The following is a 20,096-nucleotide window of genomic DNA, read 5'->3' as shown; positions in this document are numbered from 1 at the left end:
TCGGCAACCGACGACAACGCCGCAGATCGGCGTGCCGGACCCCGCGTCTCCGGCATGATCCGCCGGACAGGCCCTAGTGATCGGAGACTCAGGTGTCAGCGATGAACATCAGTTTTGGACATCAGCGGTCCATTGCAGGGCGCCGAGGAGATGCGCCCTGAAGGTCGGGTCGGCATAGGTCTCGGGAGCATGGCCGAGTGCGGTGTAGAAGCTGCGCCCGCGGCCGTGGTGCCGGTACCAGACGAGGGGGTGATCGGCCCCCATGCCGCCGTCGGTGTAGGTCGTCTCGTCCACGGTGGCCAGCACCGTGACGTCGCGGGGCGGTGTCCTGAAGTCGTACCACTCGTCGGTCCAGTGCCACTGCCGCGGAAGGTGTGCGGTGGCCGGGTGCGAGCGGTCGACGGTGAGGACGGCCGGCTGCACCGGCGGATGCCCGGCGAACCGGGCGCCGAGGAGTTCACCGTAGGCGGGCCACTCATACTCGGTGCAGGCAGCGGAGTGGACCCCCAGGAATCCGCCACCGCCCGCAACGTGGTCCAGCAGCGCCGACCGGCCCGGTTCGTCGAGGACCTCGCCGCTGGTCGACAGAAACACGACGGCGTCGTACCCGTCCAGGGAGCGCAAGGGCTCCTCGGTGGCGTGGACCTTGAACCCGTGTTCGGCGCCCAGTTCGCCGAAGGCGGCCACGCCGGCGGGTATGGACGCGTGCCGGTAGGCGGCGGTCGCCGTGTACACGAGGATCTGGCTGGCGGACATGCATGCTCCAGTGAGGGGAACGGACTTCGGCGCCACCCTCTGGATGGCGCTGTGATCAGCGGCGGGTGAGGGACACACGGCAGCGCAGGATGTGCTCGCCGGGATCGAGTACGCCGCGCAGCGTCGGAACGGCTGTGCGCGGGTGCAGGAGGTGCGAGCCCGGCAGTGGCAGTACGACGACGCCTTCGCGTGGTGATGCGTCGGCGGCGAGGCAGACGATCTCGCTGACGGCGGTGTCGGCCGTCGCACGGGCCAGGCCGGGGTGCTCCGTGACGTTGTGGGGTGTCGCTCCGAGACCGGTCTTCGGGACGGAGAAGGCGCCTTCGGCCGTGTACAGCCGGCGCCCGGTGGTGATGCGGTGCTCGCGCAGGTGCCCGCCGTCGGTGTGCCGCAGGCGGGTCTCGACGGCCACGTCCGGCCATGGCTGCCAGCGCACGACGAGCGTCTCGCCGTCGATCCGGGACTCTCCGGCGGAACGCGTACGCCAGCGTTCGCCGTCGTCGGACAGGGCCAGCGCGCTGTCGAAACCTCCTTGCTCCAGGGACGGTTCGCCGGTGGGCACACTGAATCCGGCGAGAGTGGAGTAGGCGAACTTCGCGTACTTGGCGGTCCCGCCGCGGGGGTTCCAGGCGGGCGCGTTCTGCCCGGCGAGCGCGACGACGTCCCCCGCCCTGTCCCGCGCGAGAATCATCGCCGCGGCAGGCTGCTTGCTGATTCCGGGAGGCGGGGCCGGCGTGGGCGTCGCCGTCCAGAACGGATGGTCTTCGGTCGCGGCGAGGCTAGCGAAGACCTTCGTGCCCCAGTACGGCGAGCCGCCGGCCAAGTACTGCTCGACGACGCCGGTGTTCGGGTAGGCGTAGCCGACGGTCAGGGAGCCGTCCTCGGCGAGGACCGGCCGCTGCCACCACCAGGTGAGGTTGCGCTGGGCCAGCGTGCGTGCGGTGCTCCAGCCGACGGCGGGCTGGTCCGCCGCAGCGAGGGCCGACCAGAAGGAGCCCTGGGCGAACCGGTAGCCGAGGCTGCGTCCGAAGGGCAGCGCTGCTCCGTCGGCGGCGAACCAGTGCTGGAACTGCGTGGCGAACTCGGCGGCACGCTGCCGGTAGCGCCGGCTCCGCTCCTCGCCGACCGCCTTCAACGAGGCCAGCAGCAGCCCATAGAAGTGGAATCCGAACGGGACGTAGTAGTCGCGCGAGCCGAGGCGCTCCGGCGTGCCGGCCCCGTCGGCGTACCAGCCGTCGTTCAGGGCGAAGTCCTCGATACGGTCCAGATGCGCGGCCATCCGTGTCTCGTCCGCGGGCACACCCACCGAGCGCAGCCCGACAGCGGCGAGCACCGGGAAGAAGCACCAGTTGTTGTCCCACGGCGTCGCCGACGCCGCCGCCGACAGCCAGTCGGCGAGCTGCTGCCGCTGCCGTTCGGTGAGCGGGTCCCAGAGTTGGTGCCGTGCGACGGCGAGCGCGTAACCGACGGCGGCGGATTCGACGAGGCGCTGGTCCATGTCGGCCGGCCGTCCGACGTACCACGGGTGTTCGGGGTCGACGGCGGAGGTCAGCGCGTGGCGCACCTCCTCCCACTGCCGGTCCGCGCCGGACAGGCCGCTGGCAGCGTGCGCGGCGAGTCCCCACAGGGGACGGGCGACGAGCTCGAACCAGACCGCCTGGTGATCGCTCATGCTCGGATGCACCGGCATCCGTCCGGGGCCGGCAGCCGCCGTGCGCGTGGCGGGTGCGACAAGGGCGAGCAGAGCGTCGGCCCAGCCTTCCCGGGTGGTGGGGGCTGGGCCGAACAGCTGTGACGGGGTGGGCATGGCCGTCATCGTAGAGATCGATTATGGGCTGTGCAATCGGTTTCCTTTGTTTCCTAAAACCCACTCAACCAGTGATGACCTGCAGGAACGGCTGGTTGGTGGAGCTGCTCCGGCTGGCCAGGAGAATGGCGACGCCGGCCGCGCTCTCGGCGAGGGCTATGGTCGCCGTCCCGTCGCCCGCGTTCTGGGTCTGGAGGTGGCCGGTGACCCCGATCGGGATCCAGTCCTTGGCGTTGCCGATCGGGCCGGAGGACAGCGCGTCGCCGAGCGGCGGCTGGTTGTTCCAGGTCAGGCCGGTCTCCGTCCAGCTGTCGCTGCTCACCGCGTACCCGGTGAGGGTGGCCTGGGTGCCGGTGGAGTCGGAGGTGGCCCCGCGCACCCACAGCACCGCGCGCCTGGGTGTGCCCGCCAGGGCGGACAGGTCGAACTTGAGGAAGGACCGGCGGTGGTAGCCGGTGCCTGCGTTCTTGACGACCAGGTCGGTGGTGCTGCCGTAGTTGGTGTCGGCGTAGGAGCCGTCGCGGACGTAGGCGTCGGCGGTCGGGGCGAGTGCGGTGTACGTGCCGGCGGTGACGGTCGTGCCGGTGCCGAGCGTGATGGTGCGGGAGGCGCCTTGGGCGCCGCCGACCTCCACGACCAGGGTGAGGGGAGCGAGACCGACGACGCTGACGCCGTCGTCCGCGGTCGCCGTGGTGTATCCGCTGCGGTCGATGGTGACGGTGACGGTCGCGGCGGCGCGGGTGGGGTCGGCGACGCTGACCGACAGCGTGCCGTCGGACTCCCGCACGAGGACGGAGCAGGGGGCCGAGACGGTGATCGGGCCCGCGCTGCCGGCGGAGAAGAAGTTGGCGGCGGTCACACCGGTGGCGGTGTCCGTGATCGCCTGGACGGAGGCGGTGTTGGCCAGGACGGTGACCGTCGGGTCGGCCGCGCGGGCGGCGGTGAGGCTCGGCGTGGCGCCGGGCAGGAGGACGTAGCTGTAGGAAGCGCCGGTGGGGTCGGTGCCGTGGTCGACCCACAGGGTCAGGTAACGGCGGGTCAGGGAATCCGTCGAGCTCTCGGTGTTGATGTCGCTCCAGGCGCCGGTGCGGGCCCCGCGCAGCGCGTTCAGGGTGGCCCCGCCGGGGAAGACGTAGCCGCCGACCCCGGTGATCGACGCCCAGGAAGCATCGGTGAAGCTGCCGGACCAGCCCAGTGTGGTCGACTGGGCGGTCCCGTCGACGGTCAGCGCGTTGGCGGCGACGGAGCCGAGGTTGCGGTTGTCGACGGTGGTCTCGACCGCGTATCCGTCGGTGGCGGTGATCCCGGCGCCGAGGCAGACGACCTGGTCATCGAGGCAGAACCAGGACTTCTTGGCGGCCAGTGTGGAGCCGAGGCCGCGGGCGTCCTGGCCCAGCGCGCTGTACGTTCCGTCGGTGGCACCTCCGGCCCAGACGGCTCCCGCGGGCGGGGTGGGCCGGGAGGCTCCCTGTCCGTCCGTCAGCGGGATGCGGGACACGGTGGTACCGGGCAGGCGGTAGGGGTCGACGGTCGGCCAATAGGCGTCGGAGTACTGGCCGTTGCCGTAGGTGCCGCCCCACCAGTAGGTCATTCCGGAGCCGGTGTGCCAGCCGCGCAGGTTCTCGCCGTTGATGCACTCGTAGAACGCGGTTCTCGCGGAGCACATGGAGACGGCGAGGGCCCAGGAGCCGCGACGGTGGGTGGCCCGGTCCATGCTGCCGAAGACCCGGGAGGCGACCGGTTCGGCGACCGCAGTGATCGAGGTGTCGTCGAGGACGGACTGGCCGAGGGCCAGTACGGGCAGCGTCTGGTAGAAGTCCTCCAGGAACGGGGCCCAGTAGTCGCGCTCCAGCCAGCCTTTGGCCATCGCCTTCCAGGTGGCGGCCTCGTCGGCCGAGGCCGCGTCCGCCAGCATCAGGATGCTGCCGATGATGAGATGGCCGCGCACATGGTCGTCCTGCTGGATGCCCAGCGGATTGTCCACGGTCTTGACGCCGCGGCTGGTCGCCCGCCCGGACACGCCGTCCATCATCAGCCCGTTGAACAGGAACGGGGCGAAGGCGTCGGTGACGGCGTCGAGGACGAGCTGCCGGCTGTCGTCGGTCACCTCCCAGCTCGATCCCGCCAGGAGCGAGAGCAGACCGGCCAGTCCGCTGATCAGGACGGAGCCGTAGGACCCGGTGTAGGGCACGTTGGTGTGCTGGATGAACGATCCGTCGGCGTAGAAGCCGTCGCCGCTGCGGACCAGCGGGAACACGGGGGAGAGACCGGCGACGCCCGTGGCGATCTTCGCCGAGCTCTTGGCGAGGATGCCGCGCAGGATGAGCACGCGGCACAGGTCGACACGGTTGGCTCCGGTGCTGACCCCGCTGTAGGTGGCGACCGCGGAGTCCGGCACGAAGGCGTCGATCGCCGCCAGGTAGTTGGCGAGTTGGCCGCTGCTGAGCTCGGCGTGGACCAGGCAGGCGATGTCGAGCGAGAGACGCGAGGCGCCGATCTGCCAGTCCCACCAGTTGTCGTAGGTGGTGGTCGTCGGTGTGTACACGTTGGCGTACATCCAGTCGAGGCCGGTCAGGACGGCGGCGAGGAGGTCGGCGTCCCCGGTCAGCCCAGTGCCGTCGAAGGCCCATGCCTGGGCCATCCACTTCAGGCGCACGTAACTGGAGGTGACGTTGCCGCTGACGTCGCCGATCGGCAGGTCGTCCCAGAGAGAGGCGGTCGACGGGTTCATGTCAGAAAGGAAGCCGGACGCGGTGCTGCCCGTGCGGGCGAGCAGGGTGGCGAACGGCTCCTGCGCGGCGTCGTAGCCGCTGCCCAGCAGGGTCCTGTCGATCCAGCGCAGGCGAAGGGTGTCGTACTCGTCGGCGGCGAAGGCCGGCGGTGAGCCGATCGCGGCCATGCCCAGGGTGATGCCGGCCGTGGCGGTGGCGAGGTGCAGCAACTGTCGGCGAGTGAGCATCGGGGATCTCCTCTGCACCCCGTGCGGGGCGCGGTCATACGGACGTGGGCGCCCGTCGTCGGGTGGTTGTCCAGCTGCCCCGCTGGCCGGGTGGGTCAGTTGGGCGGGGACGGTAAACCGGTTTCATCCAAGGAGGCAACCCATCGGACTCAACTCGCCCCGGACTCACAGCTTGCTGACCGGTGGAGGGCCATTTCTGTGGAGGAACTCTTGACGGAACGTCTCGACGCTCAATAGCTTGACGGCCATCTCACGTGAAACCGGTTGCACATCATGAAGCAACCCCATCCCACACCCAAGGAGCAGTGAATCGGTGAGCCGTCGCATGACCGTCGCGATCGCGATGCAGCCAGAGGTCGCCGCCCTCGCCCTCACTGAAGAGCTCACCGCTCGGCTGGACAGGAGCGTGGACGTCCAGCCCGGCATCATCGTCGACTTCGCGGACCCGGCCTCCCGCAGAAACCTGGCGGACGTGAACGTGCTGCTCACCGGCTGGGGCTGCCCGCTCATCGACGGCGCCGTCCTCGACGCGGCTCCCCGGCTGCGCGCGATCGTGCACGCCGCGGGATCGGTCAAGCACCACCTCACACCCGAGGTCTGGCAGCGCGGAATCCTCGTCTCCTCGGCGGCCTCCGCCAACGCCTTCCCCGTCGCGCAATACACCGTCGGCGCGATCCTGCTCGCGGGCAAGCGTGCCTTCCGGCTGGCCCGCGACTACACACGGGGCCAGTACAAGAACAAGCTCGCCGACGACACCGGCAACCATGAGCGCGCCGTCGGGATCGTCGGCGCGTCCCGCACGGGCCGTCTCGTCCTGGAGCTGCTCGCCCCGCACGGCTTCCAGCTGCTGGTCAGCGACCCGACCCTGGACGCGCCCGCGGCGGCCGGGCTGCATCCGGCCGGACAGGTGGAGCTGGTCGAGCTGGACGACCTGCTGCGCCGCAGCGACATCGTCAGCCTGCACGCCCCGGCCCTGCCCGAGACCCACCACCTGCTCGACGACCGCCGCCTCGCCCTGCTGCGCGACGGCGCCGTCCTGATCAACACCGCACGCGGACAACTGATCGACACCGAGGCGCTGCTCCGGCACTGCGCAGACGGCCGGATCGACGCCGTCCTGGACGTCACCGACCCCGAGCCCCTGCCCGCCGGCCACCCGCTGCTGTCCCTGCCCAACGTCATGGTCACGCCCCACGTGGCCGGGGCGATGGGCACCGAGATACGCCGGCTCGGCGAGTTCGCCGTCACCGACATCGAACGCCTCACCACAGACGAGCCCTTGCACGGGGGCATCCGCGCCGACCAGTTGGCGCTGCTCGCCTGAGCCGGCCTTCCCCGTGCCACCCCTCGCACAGCGAACCCCGTCGCACAAAGGAGCACCAGTGAACACCCAGCCCCCGACGTTCTCGAGACGATCCCTGCTGAGAGCGACAGCGGTCGCCGCTTTCGCTGTGTCCGGCTCCGGCCTGCTGGCGGCCTGCGCCTCCGCCGACGGCGATGCCGACGCCGGCTCGGCCAAGGGCAAGGCCAGCGCCACCAACCCGTTCGGCATCGACGAGAGCGCCGCGCTGGACGTCGTCGTCTTCAAGGGCGGTTACAGCGACGAGTACGCCAAGTTCGACGAGAAGCTGTACGCCGAGAAGTACCCGAAGGCGAAGATCAGCCACTCCGGGATCACCGAGATCCAGACCGAACTGCAGCCGCGATTCGTCGCCGGCGACCCGCCGGACGTCATCGACAACAGCGGCGCCAAGAAGATGGCGATGGGCACGCTGGTCGCCGACGGCCAGCTGGCCGAGCTGGCCGACCTGCTGAAGGCCCCCTCGGTGGACGACCAGGACACCACGGTCGAGGACACGCTCCTGCCGGGCACGCTGGACGCAACCACGTTCGACGGCAAGGTGATGGGCCTTCCGTACGTCTTCACCGTCAACGGCTTCTGGTACTCCAAGGCACTGTTCGACAAGCACAGCTGGACCTGGCCGACCTCCTGGGACGGCCTGACCGAACTGGCCGCCAAGATCAAGAAGGCGGGCATCGCCCCCTTCGCGTACGGCGGCACGACGGCGCCCGACTACTTCTTCAGCCCGCTCATGGCCCTCGCGGCCAAGCAGGGCGGCGTCGACGTGATCAAGGCGATCGACAACCTGGAACCCAAGGCGTGGCAGGCCGAACCGGTCAAGGCCGCCGCGGAGGCGATCGCGGGGCTGGCCTCGTCCGGGTACTTCCTCAAGGGCAGCGAGGGACTGGACCACACCCAGGCGCAGACCGCGTGGGTGCAGGGCAAGGCCGCGATGTACCACGCCGGTTCGTACGTCGAGAACGAGATGAAGGCGATCACCCCGGACGGGTTCGACATGGTCTTCGGCCCGGTCCCCCCGCTCTCGTCGGACGGTGCCCTGCCGCAGAGCGCGCTGCACGCCACCGCCGGGGAGATCTTCGTCGTCCCCGCCAAGGCCAAGAACCTCCGCGGCGGCATGGAGTTCCTGCGGATCATGCTCTCCAAGGAAGCCGCGTCCAACTTCACCGAGACGACCCATGCCCTCACCGTCGTCAAGGGGGCCACGGGCGACAACGACTTCGGTTCCACCGCGCTGGGCTCGGTACTGCAGGCCGTCACCGCGGCCGGGGACGACCTGTTCAGCTACCGGTTCACCGGCTGGTACGCCGACCTGACCACCACGCTGAAGTCCGAGTTCGCCAACCTGCTCGCCGGGCGCATCGACGCGACCGAGTTCCTCTCCAAGATGCAGGCCAAGGCCGACGCCATCGCCGCCGACTCCGCCATCACGAAGTTCAAAAGCTAGGCCCTGTCCGGCGGATCACGCCACAGGCACAGAGGATGCGCCGTTCCTCGCCCCGCAGGGACGGCGGATCCCATCTCCCCCATCCCCGGAGTCGTTCGTGAACCACGGAAAAACCCGCATCATCCTCCTCTTCCTGGCACTGCCGCTCACCTTGTACGGGGCGCTGGTGGTCTCTCCCTACGCGCAGGCGTTCTCGATCTCGCTGACCAGCTGGTCGGGGTTCACCGCCGACAAGCCCTTCGTCGGGTTCGACAACTTCCAACGCCTCTTCCAGGACCCGGACTTCTGGCAGGCCCTGGGGCACAACGGGCTGCTCCTGCTGGTGGTCCCGCTGGTCACGATCGTGCTGGGGCTGTTCTTCGCCGCCATGCTCAATGTGGGCGGCTCGGGCGGCAAGGTGGCGGGAGTACGGGGCTCGGCCTTCTACCGCCGGGTCTACTTCCTTCCGCACATTCTCCCTGTGGTGATCACAGCGATCCTGTGGCAGTTCATCTACAACCCGCAGATCGGGCTGCTCAACGGCGGACTGGAGGCGACCGGTCTGGGCGGGCTGGCACGCACATGGCTCGGCGACCCGGCCGTCGCTCTGTGGTCACTGATCGCAGTGATGGTCTGGGCCGGTGTCGGTTTCTACGTCGTGCTGTTCAGCGCCGCGATGCAGTCCATTCCGAAGGACATCTTCGAGGCCGCCGAACTGGACGGTGCCGGACGCTTCCAGACGCTGACCCGCGTCACCCTGCCGCTGCTGCGGGAGTCCGTCCAGGTCGCCTGGATCTACCTGGGCATCCACGCGCTCGACGCGTTCGCGCTGTTCATGGTCCTCGCCCCAACCGGCGGCCCGGACAACTCCACCATGGTGCTCTCCCAGTACCTGTACCTGTCCGCGTTCGGGAACGGCAAGTTCGGTTACGCCACGGCGATCGGCGTGATGCTGAGCCTGCTGAGCCTGCTGCTGACGGCTCTCACCTTCCGCGGCTCCCGCAACAAGAACACGATCGAGTTCTGAGGCCCACCACGATGAAGACTTCGTCTCACCCCACGCATGCCGGCGCGAGCCTTGCGCACCCCCCGCGACAAGAGCACGACCGAGTCCCGAAGCCCACCACGACGGCAACTCCGCCGCGCCTCACCCGCGTCGGTGCCCCCCTGGCCACCGGCGCGACCCATGCCCTGCTCGTCTTCTGGGCCGTGCTGTCCACCGTGCCCCTGCTCTGGGCCCTGATCAGCGCGTTCAAGGACAACCGAGAGCTGTTCGGCAACCCCTGGCAGCTGCCCGGCACCTGGCATGCCGACAACTTCACCCGCGCCTGGTCCAAGGCGAGCATCGGCGACTACTTCGTCAACACCCTTGTCGTCGTGTTCGGTTCGCTGGTCCTCACGATGGTCCTGGGCTCCATGGTTGCCTACGTGCTGGCCCGGTTCACCTTCCCCGGATGCCGACTGATCTACTACGCGTTCGTCGCCGGAATGGCGTTTCCCGTCGTGCTGGCCCTGGTCCCGCTCTTCTTCGTTGTCAAGAACCTCGGCCTGCTCGGCAGTTACCACGGCCTGATCCTCGTCTACACGGCGTACGCGCTGCCGTTCACGGTCTTCTTCCTGACCAGCTTCTTCCGGACGTTGCCCACGGCGGTGGCCGAGGCCGCCCTCATCGACGGCGCCTCGCAGGAGGCCATCTTCTTCCGGGTCATGCTGCCCATGGCCAAGCCGGGCCTGCTGTCGGTCGGCATCTTCAACTTCCTCGGCATGTGGAACCAGTACCTGCTGCCGGTCGCGCTCAACACCGACCGCGACAAGTACGTGCTGTCCCAGGGGCTGGCGAACCTGGCCAGCCAGCAGGGCTACGAGGCGGACTGGAGCGCTCTGTTCGCCGGACTCGTCATCGCGGCGGTCCCCGTGATCGGCCTCTATCTCGCACTCCAACGACGCATCCAGGCCGGCCTCACCGTGGGGATGCTCAAGTGAGCCCGTTGTCCCCGGAGGAAACAGACAGGCAACCGTATACTTCAGGCATGCACGACCCCCAGGACGCGCCTCCACGAGCCGCCACCATCCGCGACGTCGCTGCAAGAGCCGGAGTCTCCCCAGCGACCGTCTCCCGGGTTCTGACCGGCAGCCGCCCGGTGTCCTCCGCGGCGCAGGCGCGCATCCAGCGGGCCATCAAAGAGCTGGACTATGTGGTCAACGCCCAGGCACGCGCCCTGTCGGCCCCGCACTCGCGCACCGTGGCGATCCTGCTTCCCGCACTGTCCTGGCAGTTCCACAACCGGGTCGCCAGCGGTATCGAACAACAGGCCGTCAACGAGGACCGGCTCTGCATCGTCTGTTCCACCAGAAGCAACCCGGACCGGGAGATCGCGCTGCTGGAGACACTGCGCCAGCACAACACCGAGGCCGTCGTGCTCATCGGCGGGACGGTTGTCACACCCCACTACGCCGAGCGCATCTCCCGCTTCGCCAGGGTCCTCGACGCCAGCGGCTCCAGGCTGGTGCTCTGCGGACGGCCCGCCCCGGCGCCCGACCTGCCGATCACGGTCGTGAACTACGACCATGAAGGTGGCGCCCACGCAGCTGTCAGCCACCTGTTGTCCCTCGGCCACCAGCGCATCGCCCTCCTCGGCGGCCCGCGTGACCACACCACGACCGACCTGCGCGTCGCTGGATACCGTCGCGCGCACCAAGACTACGGCATCACTCCGGATCCGGGCCTCCTCCACATCGGAGGAGCCGACCGGACGTTCGGCTACGAGACCGTGCGGTCCCATCTGGCAGCCGGGCGCCTGCCGTATACCGCGGCCTTCTGTTTCGACGACTACCTCGCGGCGGGCGCTATGGCCGCCGCCCGTGAGGGAGGTCTGTCACTCCCGGACGACCTGTCGCTCATCGGCTACAACGACGAGCCGATCTGTGCCGATCTCTACCCGCCGCTGAACTCGGTGCACGTGCCCTTCGACGAACTGGGCCGCGCCGCGGTGCGGATGGCACTGCACCGCGACGACCCGATGTACAGCGAGCAGAACGTCATGCTGGGCACGCACCTGGTCATGCGCCAGAGTGTGCGCTCCGCCCGTGCGAGACCGTAGGCAGTCACGTGGGCCGCCCCTGGCCGATTGGATCTCCGGGGCCCGCCGGGCCGGGACGCCGCCGGCTGACCAAGACGACGAACTGCTCCGGATCGCGACCTGGATCACAGACTTCCACAACGCTCGACGGCTCCACAGCGTGTGTCGCTTCAAGAGCCCGATCGACTACAACGCCGCAGATGTGCGTGCCACACCCCGCGTCTCCGCCGTGATCGACCGGACAGGTCCTAGTGGGCCGGCGTCAGCGAGGGGCTGGCTGCATGGGAAGGTCTCCACGATGCGAGGGGATTGACAGTGCCCGCCTTCCCCCGGAGTTCCTCGTGGATGTGCTGTCGCAGTAACAGAACTGGTTCCCGGACGAAACACGGAGCCGCCAGGCTGACTTCATCGCGCATGGCCCCTGTCGACGGGGGTGTGCCAGCCCACGGCGCCGGGCCCACGAACGGGTCCGAGGCCGACCGTGCCCGCGGACCTCTGTGTGTCCGCGGTGGGGGTGCAGGGGCGGTGACTGCACCTCGTAGGACTCGGAGAACACCACTCCGACGTACCCAGGAGTACTTGCCGCGATGACTGACATCACGACGCGTGCTGTGCCGCACACGACGCCTCAATCGACGTACGGCCTCGCCGAACTCGACAAGGAGACCCGCATGGGCGGGGCCGGAACCGAGACCACGGCGCGGGAGATCCGCCGCATCGACCTCTCCGACTTCGAGGCCCGCAAGGCCGAGATCACCGAGGAGCTGTGGGCGGCGGCCACGGACATCGGGTTCTTCCAGCTGGTCAACCACGGCATCGAACAGGCCCTGGTGGACGAGGCGTTCACGAACGCCGAGGGATTTTTCGCGCTGCCCGAGGCCCACAAGGCCCGGCATGGGCTGAAGAAGGGCCTCAACTCCGGGTGGGAGTCCATGACCCAGGTCAGGCCGTCCGTCGGGACACCGGACCAGAAGGAGTCGTACCAGGTCACCCGCCCTCACATGGAGGGGCTCTGGCCCGACGACGTCCTGCCCGAATTCCGGCTGCGCGCCCTCGACTTCGAGACGCACTGCCGCGAGGTGGCGATGCGGGTCCTGTCCTGCTTCGCCGACAAGCTGGGCTTCGCCGGCGACTTCTTCGCCCGCGCCCACGACCCTCAGAGCATGCACTATCAGTCCACCCTGCGGATGCTGCACTACTTCGCGATCCCCGAGGACGCCGAGCCCGATCCGAACGTGTGGCGGGCCGGTGCGCACACCGACTTCGACTGCCTGACGCTGCTCTTCCAGCGGGACGGACAGGGCGGGCTGCAGGTGTGCCCGGGGAAGGAGGCCGAGGCCCAGGAGTGGACCCCCGTGGTGCCGTCGGCCGACGCCATCACCTGCAACATCGGCGACATGCTGATGCGGTGGAGCGACGACCGGCTTCCGTCCAACTTCCACCGGGTCAAGTCCCCGGGCCCCGGCGAGGACCGGGGCGCCCGCTACAGCATCGCCTTCTTCGCCCAGGCCGACCGTGACGTGGTGGTCGAGGGGCCGGAGGGCCGGTATCCGCCGATCACGGCGGAGCAGTACATCCAGCAGCGCATCGCCGCCAACTTCGCACGGTAGAGGGGACTGTTGTGATGATGTCCGCGAAGCGGCGGGCGCCGTTCGGGCGGCTCGCGGTGCTGGGCCTCCAGCACGTTCTGGTGATGTACACGGGCTGTGTCACGGTGCCGCTCGTCTTCGGCGCGGCCGCCGGGCTCGATGCCTCGACCATCGCTCTGCTCATCAACGCGGACCTGCTGGTCGCGGGCGTCGTCACGATGATCCAGGGCGCGGGCGTCGGGCGGGTGCTCGGCGTCCGTATGCCCGTGATGGCCGGCGCTGCCTTCACCGCCGTGACGCCGATGATCCTGATCGCCGGTGAGTACGGGCTCCAGGCCGTATACGGTTCGATGCTCGCCGCCGGGATCTTCGGCCTGCTCGTCGCCTGGCCGTTCGCCAAGGCAGCGCGCTTCTTCCCGCCGCTGGTGAGCGGTGTGGTGATCACCGTGGTCGGCCTGGCGCTGATCGGTGTCGGCGTCAACCTTGTCGTCGGCAGCGACCCCAAGGCGGCGGACTACGCGGCGCCGTCGCGCCTCGCCCTCGCCGCCCTCGTCGTCATCGTGATCCTGCTGGTGGCGAGGTTCGGCCGGGGCTTTCTGGCCCAGACCGGCGTCCTGCTCGGGCTGCTGGCCGGTACCGCGGTCGCGGTACCGCTGGGTCTGGTGGACCTGTCCGCCGCCCGTGGCGCCGACTGGATCGGGGTGAGCGCTCCGTTCCACTTCGGGGCGCCCGAGTTCCCGCCCGTCGCGGTCATCTCCATGTGTGTCGTGATGCTGGTCCTGTTCGCCGAGTCGACCGCGGACCTGATCGCGGTCGCCGAACTCACCGGCAAGGAGCTGACGACCGCGGACATGGCGCGCGGGCTGGCCGCCGACGGCCTGTCCGGGGTGCTCGGCGGAGTGATGAACGCCTTCATCGACACCGTCTTCGCCCAGAACGTGGGCCTGGTGTCGATGACTCGGGTGCGCAGCCGCCATGTGGCCACCGTCGCGGGCGCCATCCTGGTTGTCCTGGGCTTGGTTCCCAAGCTGGGGGCGGTGGTGGCCGGGCTGCCCGGACCGGTCGTGGGCGCGGCGGGACTGGTCATGTTCGCCACGGTCGCTGCCGTCGGCATCAGCACACTGCGGAAGGTCGAGTTCGAGGGAACGCACAACCTGCTGATCGTCGCCGTGTCGATCGGCGTGGGCATGGCGCCCGACGTGGCACCGGACCTCTACTCCCGTTTCCCGGACGGTGTGCGCATCGTGCTGGGCTCACCGGTGACGAGCGCGACCCTGATCGCGTTCGGGCTGAACCTGGCCTTCAACCGGACCCACCCGGCACGCACGGGGGACGACGAGACAGAGGCAGAAAAGCAGACCCGGCCGACGTCCACCACCCCGGCGGAATACGTCCCATAGCGCGGGTGCCAGGGCGACCGCGCACGTCATCAGCGCGGGCTCGGGTCGGCGGGGTGCTGGTCGTCGGTGCCGGGTGTGTTCTGGACCGCGAGCTTACGGACGCGGTCGCGGTCGCCGAGGGCACGCCGGCGGTGCGGGACGCCACCCGGGTAGACGAGGCTGTCGCCCGGATCCAGGCGTTCGAGACGCGGGCCGGACGGAGTCTGCAGCTCGACTTCTCTCTCGCCGTCCACCACGTGGACGAACTCGTCACCGGGGTGCCCTCTACCCCTGTCGCTCTTTGGTCGGCGTTCTAGGGCCTGTCCGGCGGATCAGGTCGCAGGGAAGCAACGGCGCCTGATAATCGCCGGTGAGCGGGGCCTGGTGCGTGCAGCTGCAAGGCGGAGGAGGGCGTCGACGCGATGGGGGTCCCCCCTGTTCGAGCGAAGCCGAGAACTTGGGGGAGTCGGCAACCGACGACAACGCCGGAGGGGGTACCTCCCTGCTCGAGCGAAGCCGAGAGCTTGGGGGCGGGCGTGCCAGGCCCCGCGTCTGCGGCATGATCCGCCGGACAGGCCCTAGCGAGGGGCGTTCTGTACGGTGAGGACGTGCACCTCGGAGAGATCCTGATTGTCCGTCAGAACCCGCCAGCGGTGCGGGGTTCCGCCTGGGTAGAGCAGGCTGTCACCGGCGTGGAGGCGGTGCAGTTCGCGGCCGCCGGGGCCCAGTAGGTCGACCTCGATCGCGCCGTGCACCACGTAGAGGAACTCATCGCCCGGGTGGTCGTAGTACTCCTCGAAGTCGGTGGGTCCTCCCGTGTATTCGACCGGATGGACGGCGAATCGGGGTGCCCCGAGCATCCGGGCCGAGCCGCCGCTGTTGGCGACGGGGGTGCCGGTCCCTTCCCGTACGACATGGATGTCGGCGGGGGAGGTTGCCGAGTGTGCCAGCAGCGCCTGTTGGGTGGTGCCGAGCGCCTGGGCGATCCGGTGCAGCGAGGGCATGCTCGGGCGGGTCAGCCCGCGCTCCAGCTGACTGAGGAAGGGGTGTGAAAGGCCTGCGCTGCTCGCGAGTTGGACAAGGGTGAGGCCGCGCTTCTTGCGTAGCCGACGGATCGCGTTACCGAGCTGCTGGTCCGGATCGGCGGGGGTTTCGGTGGGGCGGTCTGCCATGGTGGAAATCCTAAGCGGTCACTTCGGAGGGGGATTTACTCCCGCGAAACACATGTCTCCTACGCTCAATGTTGATGTGACGAACATTCTAAGCGAGGAGCCCGAATGACCGCGACCACAGCCGACCGACCCGCCGCGGCCGGATTCCTCGATGCCATGGCCGCCCTCGCAGGCGGCGTCTGCGTGGTGACCGCCGCCGCAGCCGATGGCACACCTGCCGGATTCACCAGCACCGCCGTGATGAGCCTCAGCCACACGCCGCAGCTGATGGCGATCGGCGTCCAGCGCGGCAGCCGCACCCTGCCGCTGCTGAAGGACGGCGGCAGGCTCGCCCTCAACATCCTTGCCGCGGACGGCGAATCCGTCTCGCGGCGGTTCGCCGATCCGGCCGCCGACCGGTTCGCCGAGCTGGAGTGGACGACGGGAGAGGGAGGTGTGCCGCTGCTGCTCGCGCAGAGCACGTACGCCGTTCTGTGCCGCGTACGGGAAGAGGTGGCGGCCGGGGACCACCTGCTGCTGATAGCCGACATCGAGGAGATCATCCCCGGCCAGGGCGGGGTCAGCGCTCTCGTCCACCACGCCCGCCGCTACCACGCCATCGGCGCATGAGCGGGCGCGACTGGTTCTCCGTACAGGAGACCGCACCCGGGACCTTCCTCATCGCCGAGCCCGGGCACGTCAACAGCTATCTCGTCGTGGGCGACGACCTCGCCCTGCTGTACGACACCGGGATGGGTATCGGGGACATCGGGCGCGAGGTGCGCGCACTGACCTCGCTGCCGCTGCTCGTCGTCAACTCCCACCACCACTACGACCACCGGGGCGGCAACGCCTCACTCGTGGGCGAGGCCAAGGACTTCGCCGTCCACGAGGCGGGCGCAGACCTGCACGGCGAGCCCGCACCGCGCGAGTGGCTCGAGACGTACGAGCACATCGCCCAGGACATGCGACAGCGCTACATCGAGCTGAGCGCACTCTCCGCCGAGGGCTTCTTCCTCACCGACTCGCGCATCGAGGTGCGGCCCGTCCCCGAACTGACCCAGTGGCGTATCGACGCGGTGCGCCCGACCCGGCTGCTCAGGGAAGGGGAGCAGATCGACCTGGGCGGGCGGAGGCTGCACGTCCTGCACACCCCCGGCCACTCGCCCGACGGCATCTGCCTCTGGGAGCCCGGGAGCGGCCAGCTCCTCGCCGGCGACACGCTGATCAGTGGTGCTTTCTTCGCCCATGTGCCGGGCGCCGATGTACCCGCCTTCGCCGCATCGACTCGGCGATTGGCCGAACTCCCGGTCAGAACGGCCCTGTTGGGACACAACCTCCGCCACCGTGAGGACCATTACTTCGTGGGACGGGTCGCTGAAGCTTTCGACCAGGTGGTACGCCGACGGACCCGCCCGGTCCGCCGCCAGGACATGTTCGGCGCGCCCGCGATGTGGCACGCCTTCGACGGCTTCGCGGTGCTCACGGCACCGGAGAGCGGAGACACGCGATGACGGCGACGGCGCTGCTGCTGCGCGGGGCGCGGCTGCCCGAAGGGCAGGTCCGGGACGTACTGATCAAGAACGGGCGGGTGTCGGCCGTCGCGCCGGCCGGTCAACTCCTCTCCTCGTGCGAGGAGATGGACCTCTCCGGCTTCCTGTTGCTGCCCGCCCCCGCTGAACCCCACGCCCACCTCGACAAGGCCCTCACCTGGGACCTGGCCGGTGCACCGCCCTGCGACCTGCCGGGGGCGGTCGCCGCCTGGCGCGGCTATGCCGAGCAGGTGACGGAGGAGGACGTGCTGGTCAGGGCCCGCCGTGCCCTGGACGAGCTGGTCGCCAATGGTGCGACCGCCGTCCGCACCCACGCCGACGTCCTGCCCGGGCCCGATCCGCTCCGGGGGCTGCGGGCGCTGTTGCGGCTGCGCGAGGAGCTGAGCGAGCGGGTTGCGCTGCAGATCGCCGTACTGCACATCGAGGCGCCCGACGAAGTCCTTGACGAGGCACTGGAGTTGGGGGCCGATCTGCTCGGTGGCTGCCCGCACCTCTCCGACGACCCGCAGGCCGCTGTCGCCCGCGCCCTGGCCATCGCCGAGCGGCACGGCGTCGGCGTCGATCTGCATGCGGACGAGCATCTCCGTCCGGACCCGAAGGATCTGCTGCTGCTCGCCCAGGCGGTACGGGAGCGGGGCTTCGCCCACGGTGCGACCGCCAGCCACTGCGTGGGACTGGGCGGCCTGGACCCGGCCGAGGCCGCCCGGATCGCCAAGGAGGCGGCGGCATCCCGGATCGGGGTCGTCGCACTGCCGCTCACCAACCTCTACCTCCAGGGCCGCGACACCCCTGCCCGCACCCCGCGCGGTCTGACCGCCGTACGCGCCCTCCTGGACGCGGGCGTGCCCCTGGCCGGGGGTGGCGACAACATCCGCGACCCCTTCAATCCGGTGGGCAGGGCCGATCCCCTGGAGACCGCCGGACTCCTCGTCGCGGCAGGTCACTTGACGCTGCCCGAGGCCGTCCACGCGGTGACCACCGGCGCCCGCACGGTCCTCGGGCTACCCGCGGCAGGGCCGTACGAGGGTGCGATCGCCGACCTCCTCGCGGTACGGGCCGACTCGCTCTCCGGGGCTGTCGGGGCCTCGTACCCGGACCGGATCGTCTTCAAGGGCGGGCGAGCGGTGAGCCGTACGACGGTGATCCGCGAAGCGCTCTGACTGGTCCAGGGCGTAAACGCCCGGGACATCCCCCCGAAACAAAGAATGTTGATGCTACGAACATCGGTGAACGCACCACAGGCCCACAGGAAGGAGTTGACGTGGCGACAGCAGTGCAGACGGCGCTGAGCTTCGTAGCCGTCGACAAGCGTTTCGACAGCGGGACCACCGCGCTCTCGGGAGTGGAACTCCACGTCGGCGCAGGGGAGTTCGTCGCAGTCGTCGGCCCCTCCGGTTGCGGAAAGTCCACCCTGCTGCGGCTCGCCTCCGGTCTCGACGCCCCCAGCGCGGGCGAGATCAGTACCCCCGGCGGGGACATCGGCTACGTCTTCCAGGACGCCACCCTGCTGCCCTGGCGCAGCGTCCTCGCCAATGTGGCGCTGCCGGCCGAACTGGCCGGCCGTCCCAAGGCCGAACGGCACGAGCGCGCCAGGGACGCCATCCGTCTCGTGGGCCTGGACGGCTTCGAGGAGCAGTTGCCGGGACAGCTCTCGGGCGGGATGCGGATGCGGGTCTCGCTGGCCCGCGCGCTGATGATGCGCCCCGCGCTCTTCCTCTTCGACGAACCTTTCGGCGCGCTGGACGAGATGACCCGGCTTCGTATGCAGGAGGAGCTCCAGCGGATCTTCGCCGAGACGGGGTTCGCGGGTCTCTTCATCACGCACTCGGTGACCGAGGCGGTCTTCCTGGCCAACCGGGTCGTGGTGATGTCGGCCCGACCTGGACGCATCACCGCCGCATTCGAGGTCCCGTTCGCCCACCCCAGGCCCGCGTCGCTCCGTTACGAACCGGAGTTCGCCGCGATCGCGGGCGCGGTCTCCGGGGCCCTGCGAGGAGACGCCCAGTGACCGCGAACATCCCGGCCGCCCCGGCCGCCGACGCGCCGACTGTCCGCGCAACCACGGCCGCCTCGGTCACCGTCGGCCCGAGCGGCGAACCGTGTGCCGCTTCCGAACCGGCCGTCACCGGTTCGGGTGCTGCCGCTCCGGCCGACGAGGGGAAGACCCCCGTGCATCAGTCCGATGCTGCCGCCGGCGTCACGGCCGAGACTTTCCCGGCCGCCGAGGTGTCTGTCCGCACACGCCGGGGCCCCGTCGCGCTGCTCGCCCCCATCGGCTCGCTCGCCGTCGCCATCGGCCTCTGGTACGCGGTGAGTTACCTGCTTCTCGCCCCCGCCCGCCGCTTCCTCGTGCCGCCCCCGCATCAGGTCCTCCAGGTCGCCGTCCTCGACTGGACTCACCTGCAGCCCATGCTCCAGGCCCTCGCCCTCACCGCGCAGGTCGCTCTCGCCGGGCTCGCCATCGCCGCCGCCCTCGGCATCACCGGGGCCGTCGTGATGAGCCGCGCCCGCTGGCTGGAGCGCTCCCTCTATCCGTACGCCGTCATTCTGCAGACTGTTCCGATCCTCGCCATCGTCCCCCTCATCGGCCTCTGGTTCGGCTTCGGCTTCACCAGCCGGGTCATCGTCTGCGTCCTCATCGCCCTCTTCCCGCTGATCGCCAACGCCCTCTTCGGACTGCAGTCCGTGGACCGCGCCCACCACGACCTCTTCACCCTCCAGAAGGCGAGCCGCTGGGACCGCCTGCGCAAGCTCGAACTGCCCGCGGCGCTCCCAGCCATCTTCACCGGGCTGCGTACCTCCTCCGGGCTCTCCGTCATCGGCGCGATCGTCGGCGACATGTTCTTCAAGCAGGGCGCGCCCGGCATCGGCACCCTCCTCGACGTCTACCGCTCACGCCTCCAGTCCGAGGACCTCTTCGCCGCGATCATCCTCGCCTCCCTCTTCGGGGTCGCCGTCTTCGCGCTCTTCACGCTCCTGTCCCGCCTCGCCATCGGTTCCTGGCACGCGTCCGGCCGCAGCTGAGCCGGCCCACCC

Annotated in this window: 16 protein-coding genes and 1 pseudogene; 12 read left to right on the top strand and 5 right to left on the bottom strand. The window is 69.7% G+C overall.

Annotated elements, in window-relative coordinates; genetic code table 11:
- Positions 1-108: 108 nt before the first annotated feature.
- The 3 genes from ACX28W_RS07775 to ACX28W_RS07765 form a co-directional block, all read right to left on the bottom strand.
- Positions 109-756: a ThuA domain-containing protein gene (locus ACX28W_RS07775; protein WP_458997998.1), complete on the bottom strand. Its 648-nt coding sequence runs from the start codon at positions 754-756 to the stop codon at positions 109-111.
- A gap of 55 nt (positions 757-811) precedes the next feature.
- Positions 812-2,563: a DUF2264 domain-containing protein gene (locus ACX28W_RS07770; RefSeq protein ID WP_458997997.1), complete on the bottom strand. Its 1,752-nt coding sequence runs from the start codon at positions 2,561-2,563 to the stop codon at positions 812-814.
- A 64-nt stretch (positions 2,564-2,627) separates the two neighbouring features.
- Positions 2,628-5,522 (bottom strand): polysaccharide lyase family 8 super-sandwich domain-containing protein, encoded by a 2,895-nt coding sequence (locus ACX28W_RS07765; protein WP_458997996.1) that lies wholly within the window; start codon positions 5,520-5,522, stop codon positions 2,628-2,630.
- 313 nt (positions 5,523-5,835) lie between these two features.
- Here ACX28W_RS07765 and ACX28W_RS07760 point away from each other — a divergent pair, with 313 nt between their 5' ends.
- The 7 genes from ACX28W_RS07760 (at position 5,836) to ACX28W_RS07730 (ending at position 14,377) form a co-directional block, all read left to right on the top strand.
- Positions 5,836-6,846, top strand: coding sequence for a hydroxyacid dehydrogenase (locus ACX28W_RS07760; RefSeq protein WP_458997995.1), 1,011 nt, complete (start codon positions 5,836-5,838; stop codon positions 6,844-6,846).
- A gap of 58 nt (positions 6,847-6,904) precedes the next feature.
- Positions 6,905-8,329, top strand: a complete 1,425-nt coding sequence (ngcE, locus tag ACX28W_RS07755) for an N-acetylglucosamine/diacetylchitobiose ABC transporter substrate-binding protein (RefSeq protein WP_458997994.1) — start codon at positions 6,905-6,907, stop codon at positions 8,327-8,329.
- Between the two features lie 97 nt (positions 8,330-8,426).
- Entirely contained in the window at positions 8,427-9,335 is a 909-nt protein-coding gene (locus tag ACX28W_RS07750; RefSeq protein ID WP_458997993.1) for a carbohydrate ABC transporter permease, read from the top strand.
- Positions 9,336-9,346: 11 nt separating this feature from the next.
- A complete protein-coding gene (locus ACX28W_RS07745; protein ID WP_458997992.1) occupies positions 9,347-10,291 on the top strand; it encodes a carbohydrate ABC transporter permease in 945 nt (314 codons plus the stop codon).
- 47 nt (positions 10,292-10,338) lie between these two features.
- Positions 10,339-11,409 (top strand): LacI family DNA-binding transcriptional regulator, encoded by a 1,071-nt coding sequence (locus tag ACX28W_RS07740; protein WP_458997991.1) that lies wholly within the window; start codon positions 10,339-10,341, stop codon positions 11,407-11,409.
- 566 nt (positions 11,410-11,975) lie between these two features.
- On the top strand, positions 11,976-12,998 hold the full coding sequence (locus ACX28W_RS07735) for an isopenicillin N synthase family dioxygenase (RefSeq protein WP_458997990.1): 1,023 nt from the start codon (positions 11,976-11,978) through the stop codon (positions 12,996-12,998).
- A 14-nt stretch (positions 12,999-13,012) separates the two neighbouring features.
- Positions 13,013-14,377, top strand: coding sequence for a nucleobase:cation symporter-2 family protein (locus tag ACX28W_RS07730; protein WP_458997989.1), 1,365 nt, complete (start codon positions 13,013-13,015; stop codon positions 14,375-14,377).
- A 29-nt stretch (positions 14,378-14,406) separates the two neighbouring features.
- Here the strand turns inward: ACX28W_RS07730 and ACX28W_RS07725 are convergent.
- Positions 14,407-14,631: pseudogene (locus ACX28W_RS07725) on the bottom strand (cupin domain-containing protein); the annotation flags it as partial.
- 303 nt (positions 14,632-14,934) lie between these two features.
- Positions 14,935-15,528 (bottom strand): helix-turn-helix domain-containing protein, encoded by a 594-nt coding sequence (locus ACX28W_RS07720; RefSeq protein ID WP_458997988.1) that lies wholly within the window; start codon positions 15,526-15,528, stop codon positions 14,935-14,937.
- Between the two features lie 105 nt (positions 15,529-15,633).
- Here ACX28W_RS07720 and ACX28W_RS07715 point away from each other — a divergent pair, with 105 nt between their 5' ends.
- The 5 genes from ACX28W_RS07715 (at position 15,634) to ACX28W_RS07695 (ending at position 20,084) form a co-directional block, all read left to right on the top strand.
- Positions 15,634-16,137, top strand: a complete 504-nt coding sequence (locus ACX28W_RS07715; protein ID WP_458997987.1) for a flavin reductase family protein — start codon at positions 15,634-15,636, stop codon at positions 16,135-16,137.
- Positions 16,134-17,021, top strand: coding sequence for an MBL fold metallo-hydrolase (locus ACX28W_RS07710; protein WP_458997986.1), 888 nt, complete (start codon positions 16,134-16,136; stop codon positions 17,019-17,021). Before ACX28W_RS07715 ends, ACX28W_RS07710 begins: the two co-directional genes overlap by 4 nt.
- Positions 17,018-18,220, top strand: coding sequence for an amidohydrolase family protein (locus ACX28W_RS07705; RefSeq protein ID WP_458997985.1), 1,203 nt, complete (start codon positions 17,018-17,020; stop codon positions 18,218-18,220). The genes ACX28W_RS07710 and ACX28W_RS07705 overlap by 4 nt, the downstream gene beginning before the upstream one ends.
- A gap of 101 nt (positions 18,221-18,321) precedes the next feature.
- Entirely contained in the window at positions 18,322-19,068 is a 747-nt protein-coding gene (locus ACX28W_RS07700) for an ABC transporter ATP-binding protein (protein WP_458997984.1), read from the top strand.
- A complete protein-coding gene (locus ACX28W_RS07695; protein WP_458997983.1) occupies positions 19,065-20,084 on the top strand; it encodes an ABC transporter permease in 1,020 nt (339 codons plus the stop codon). The genes ACX28W_RS07700 and ACX28W_RS07695 overlap by 4 nt, the downstream gene beginning before the upstream one ends.
- Positions 20,085-20,096: the final 12 nt, after the last annotated feature.

This window comes from Streptomyces sp. SD15 (genome assembly GCF_054462255.1).
Note: the sequence above shows the minus strand (reverse complement) of the source record. Positions and strands in the feature narration are given on the sequence as shown.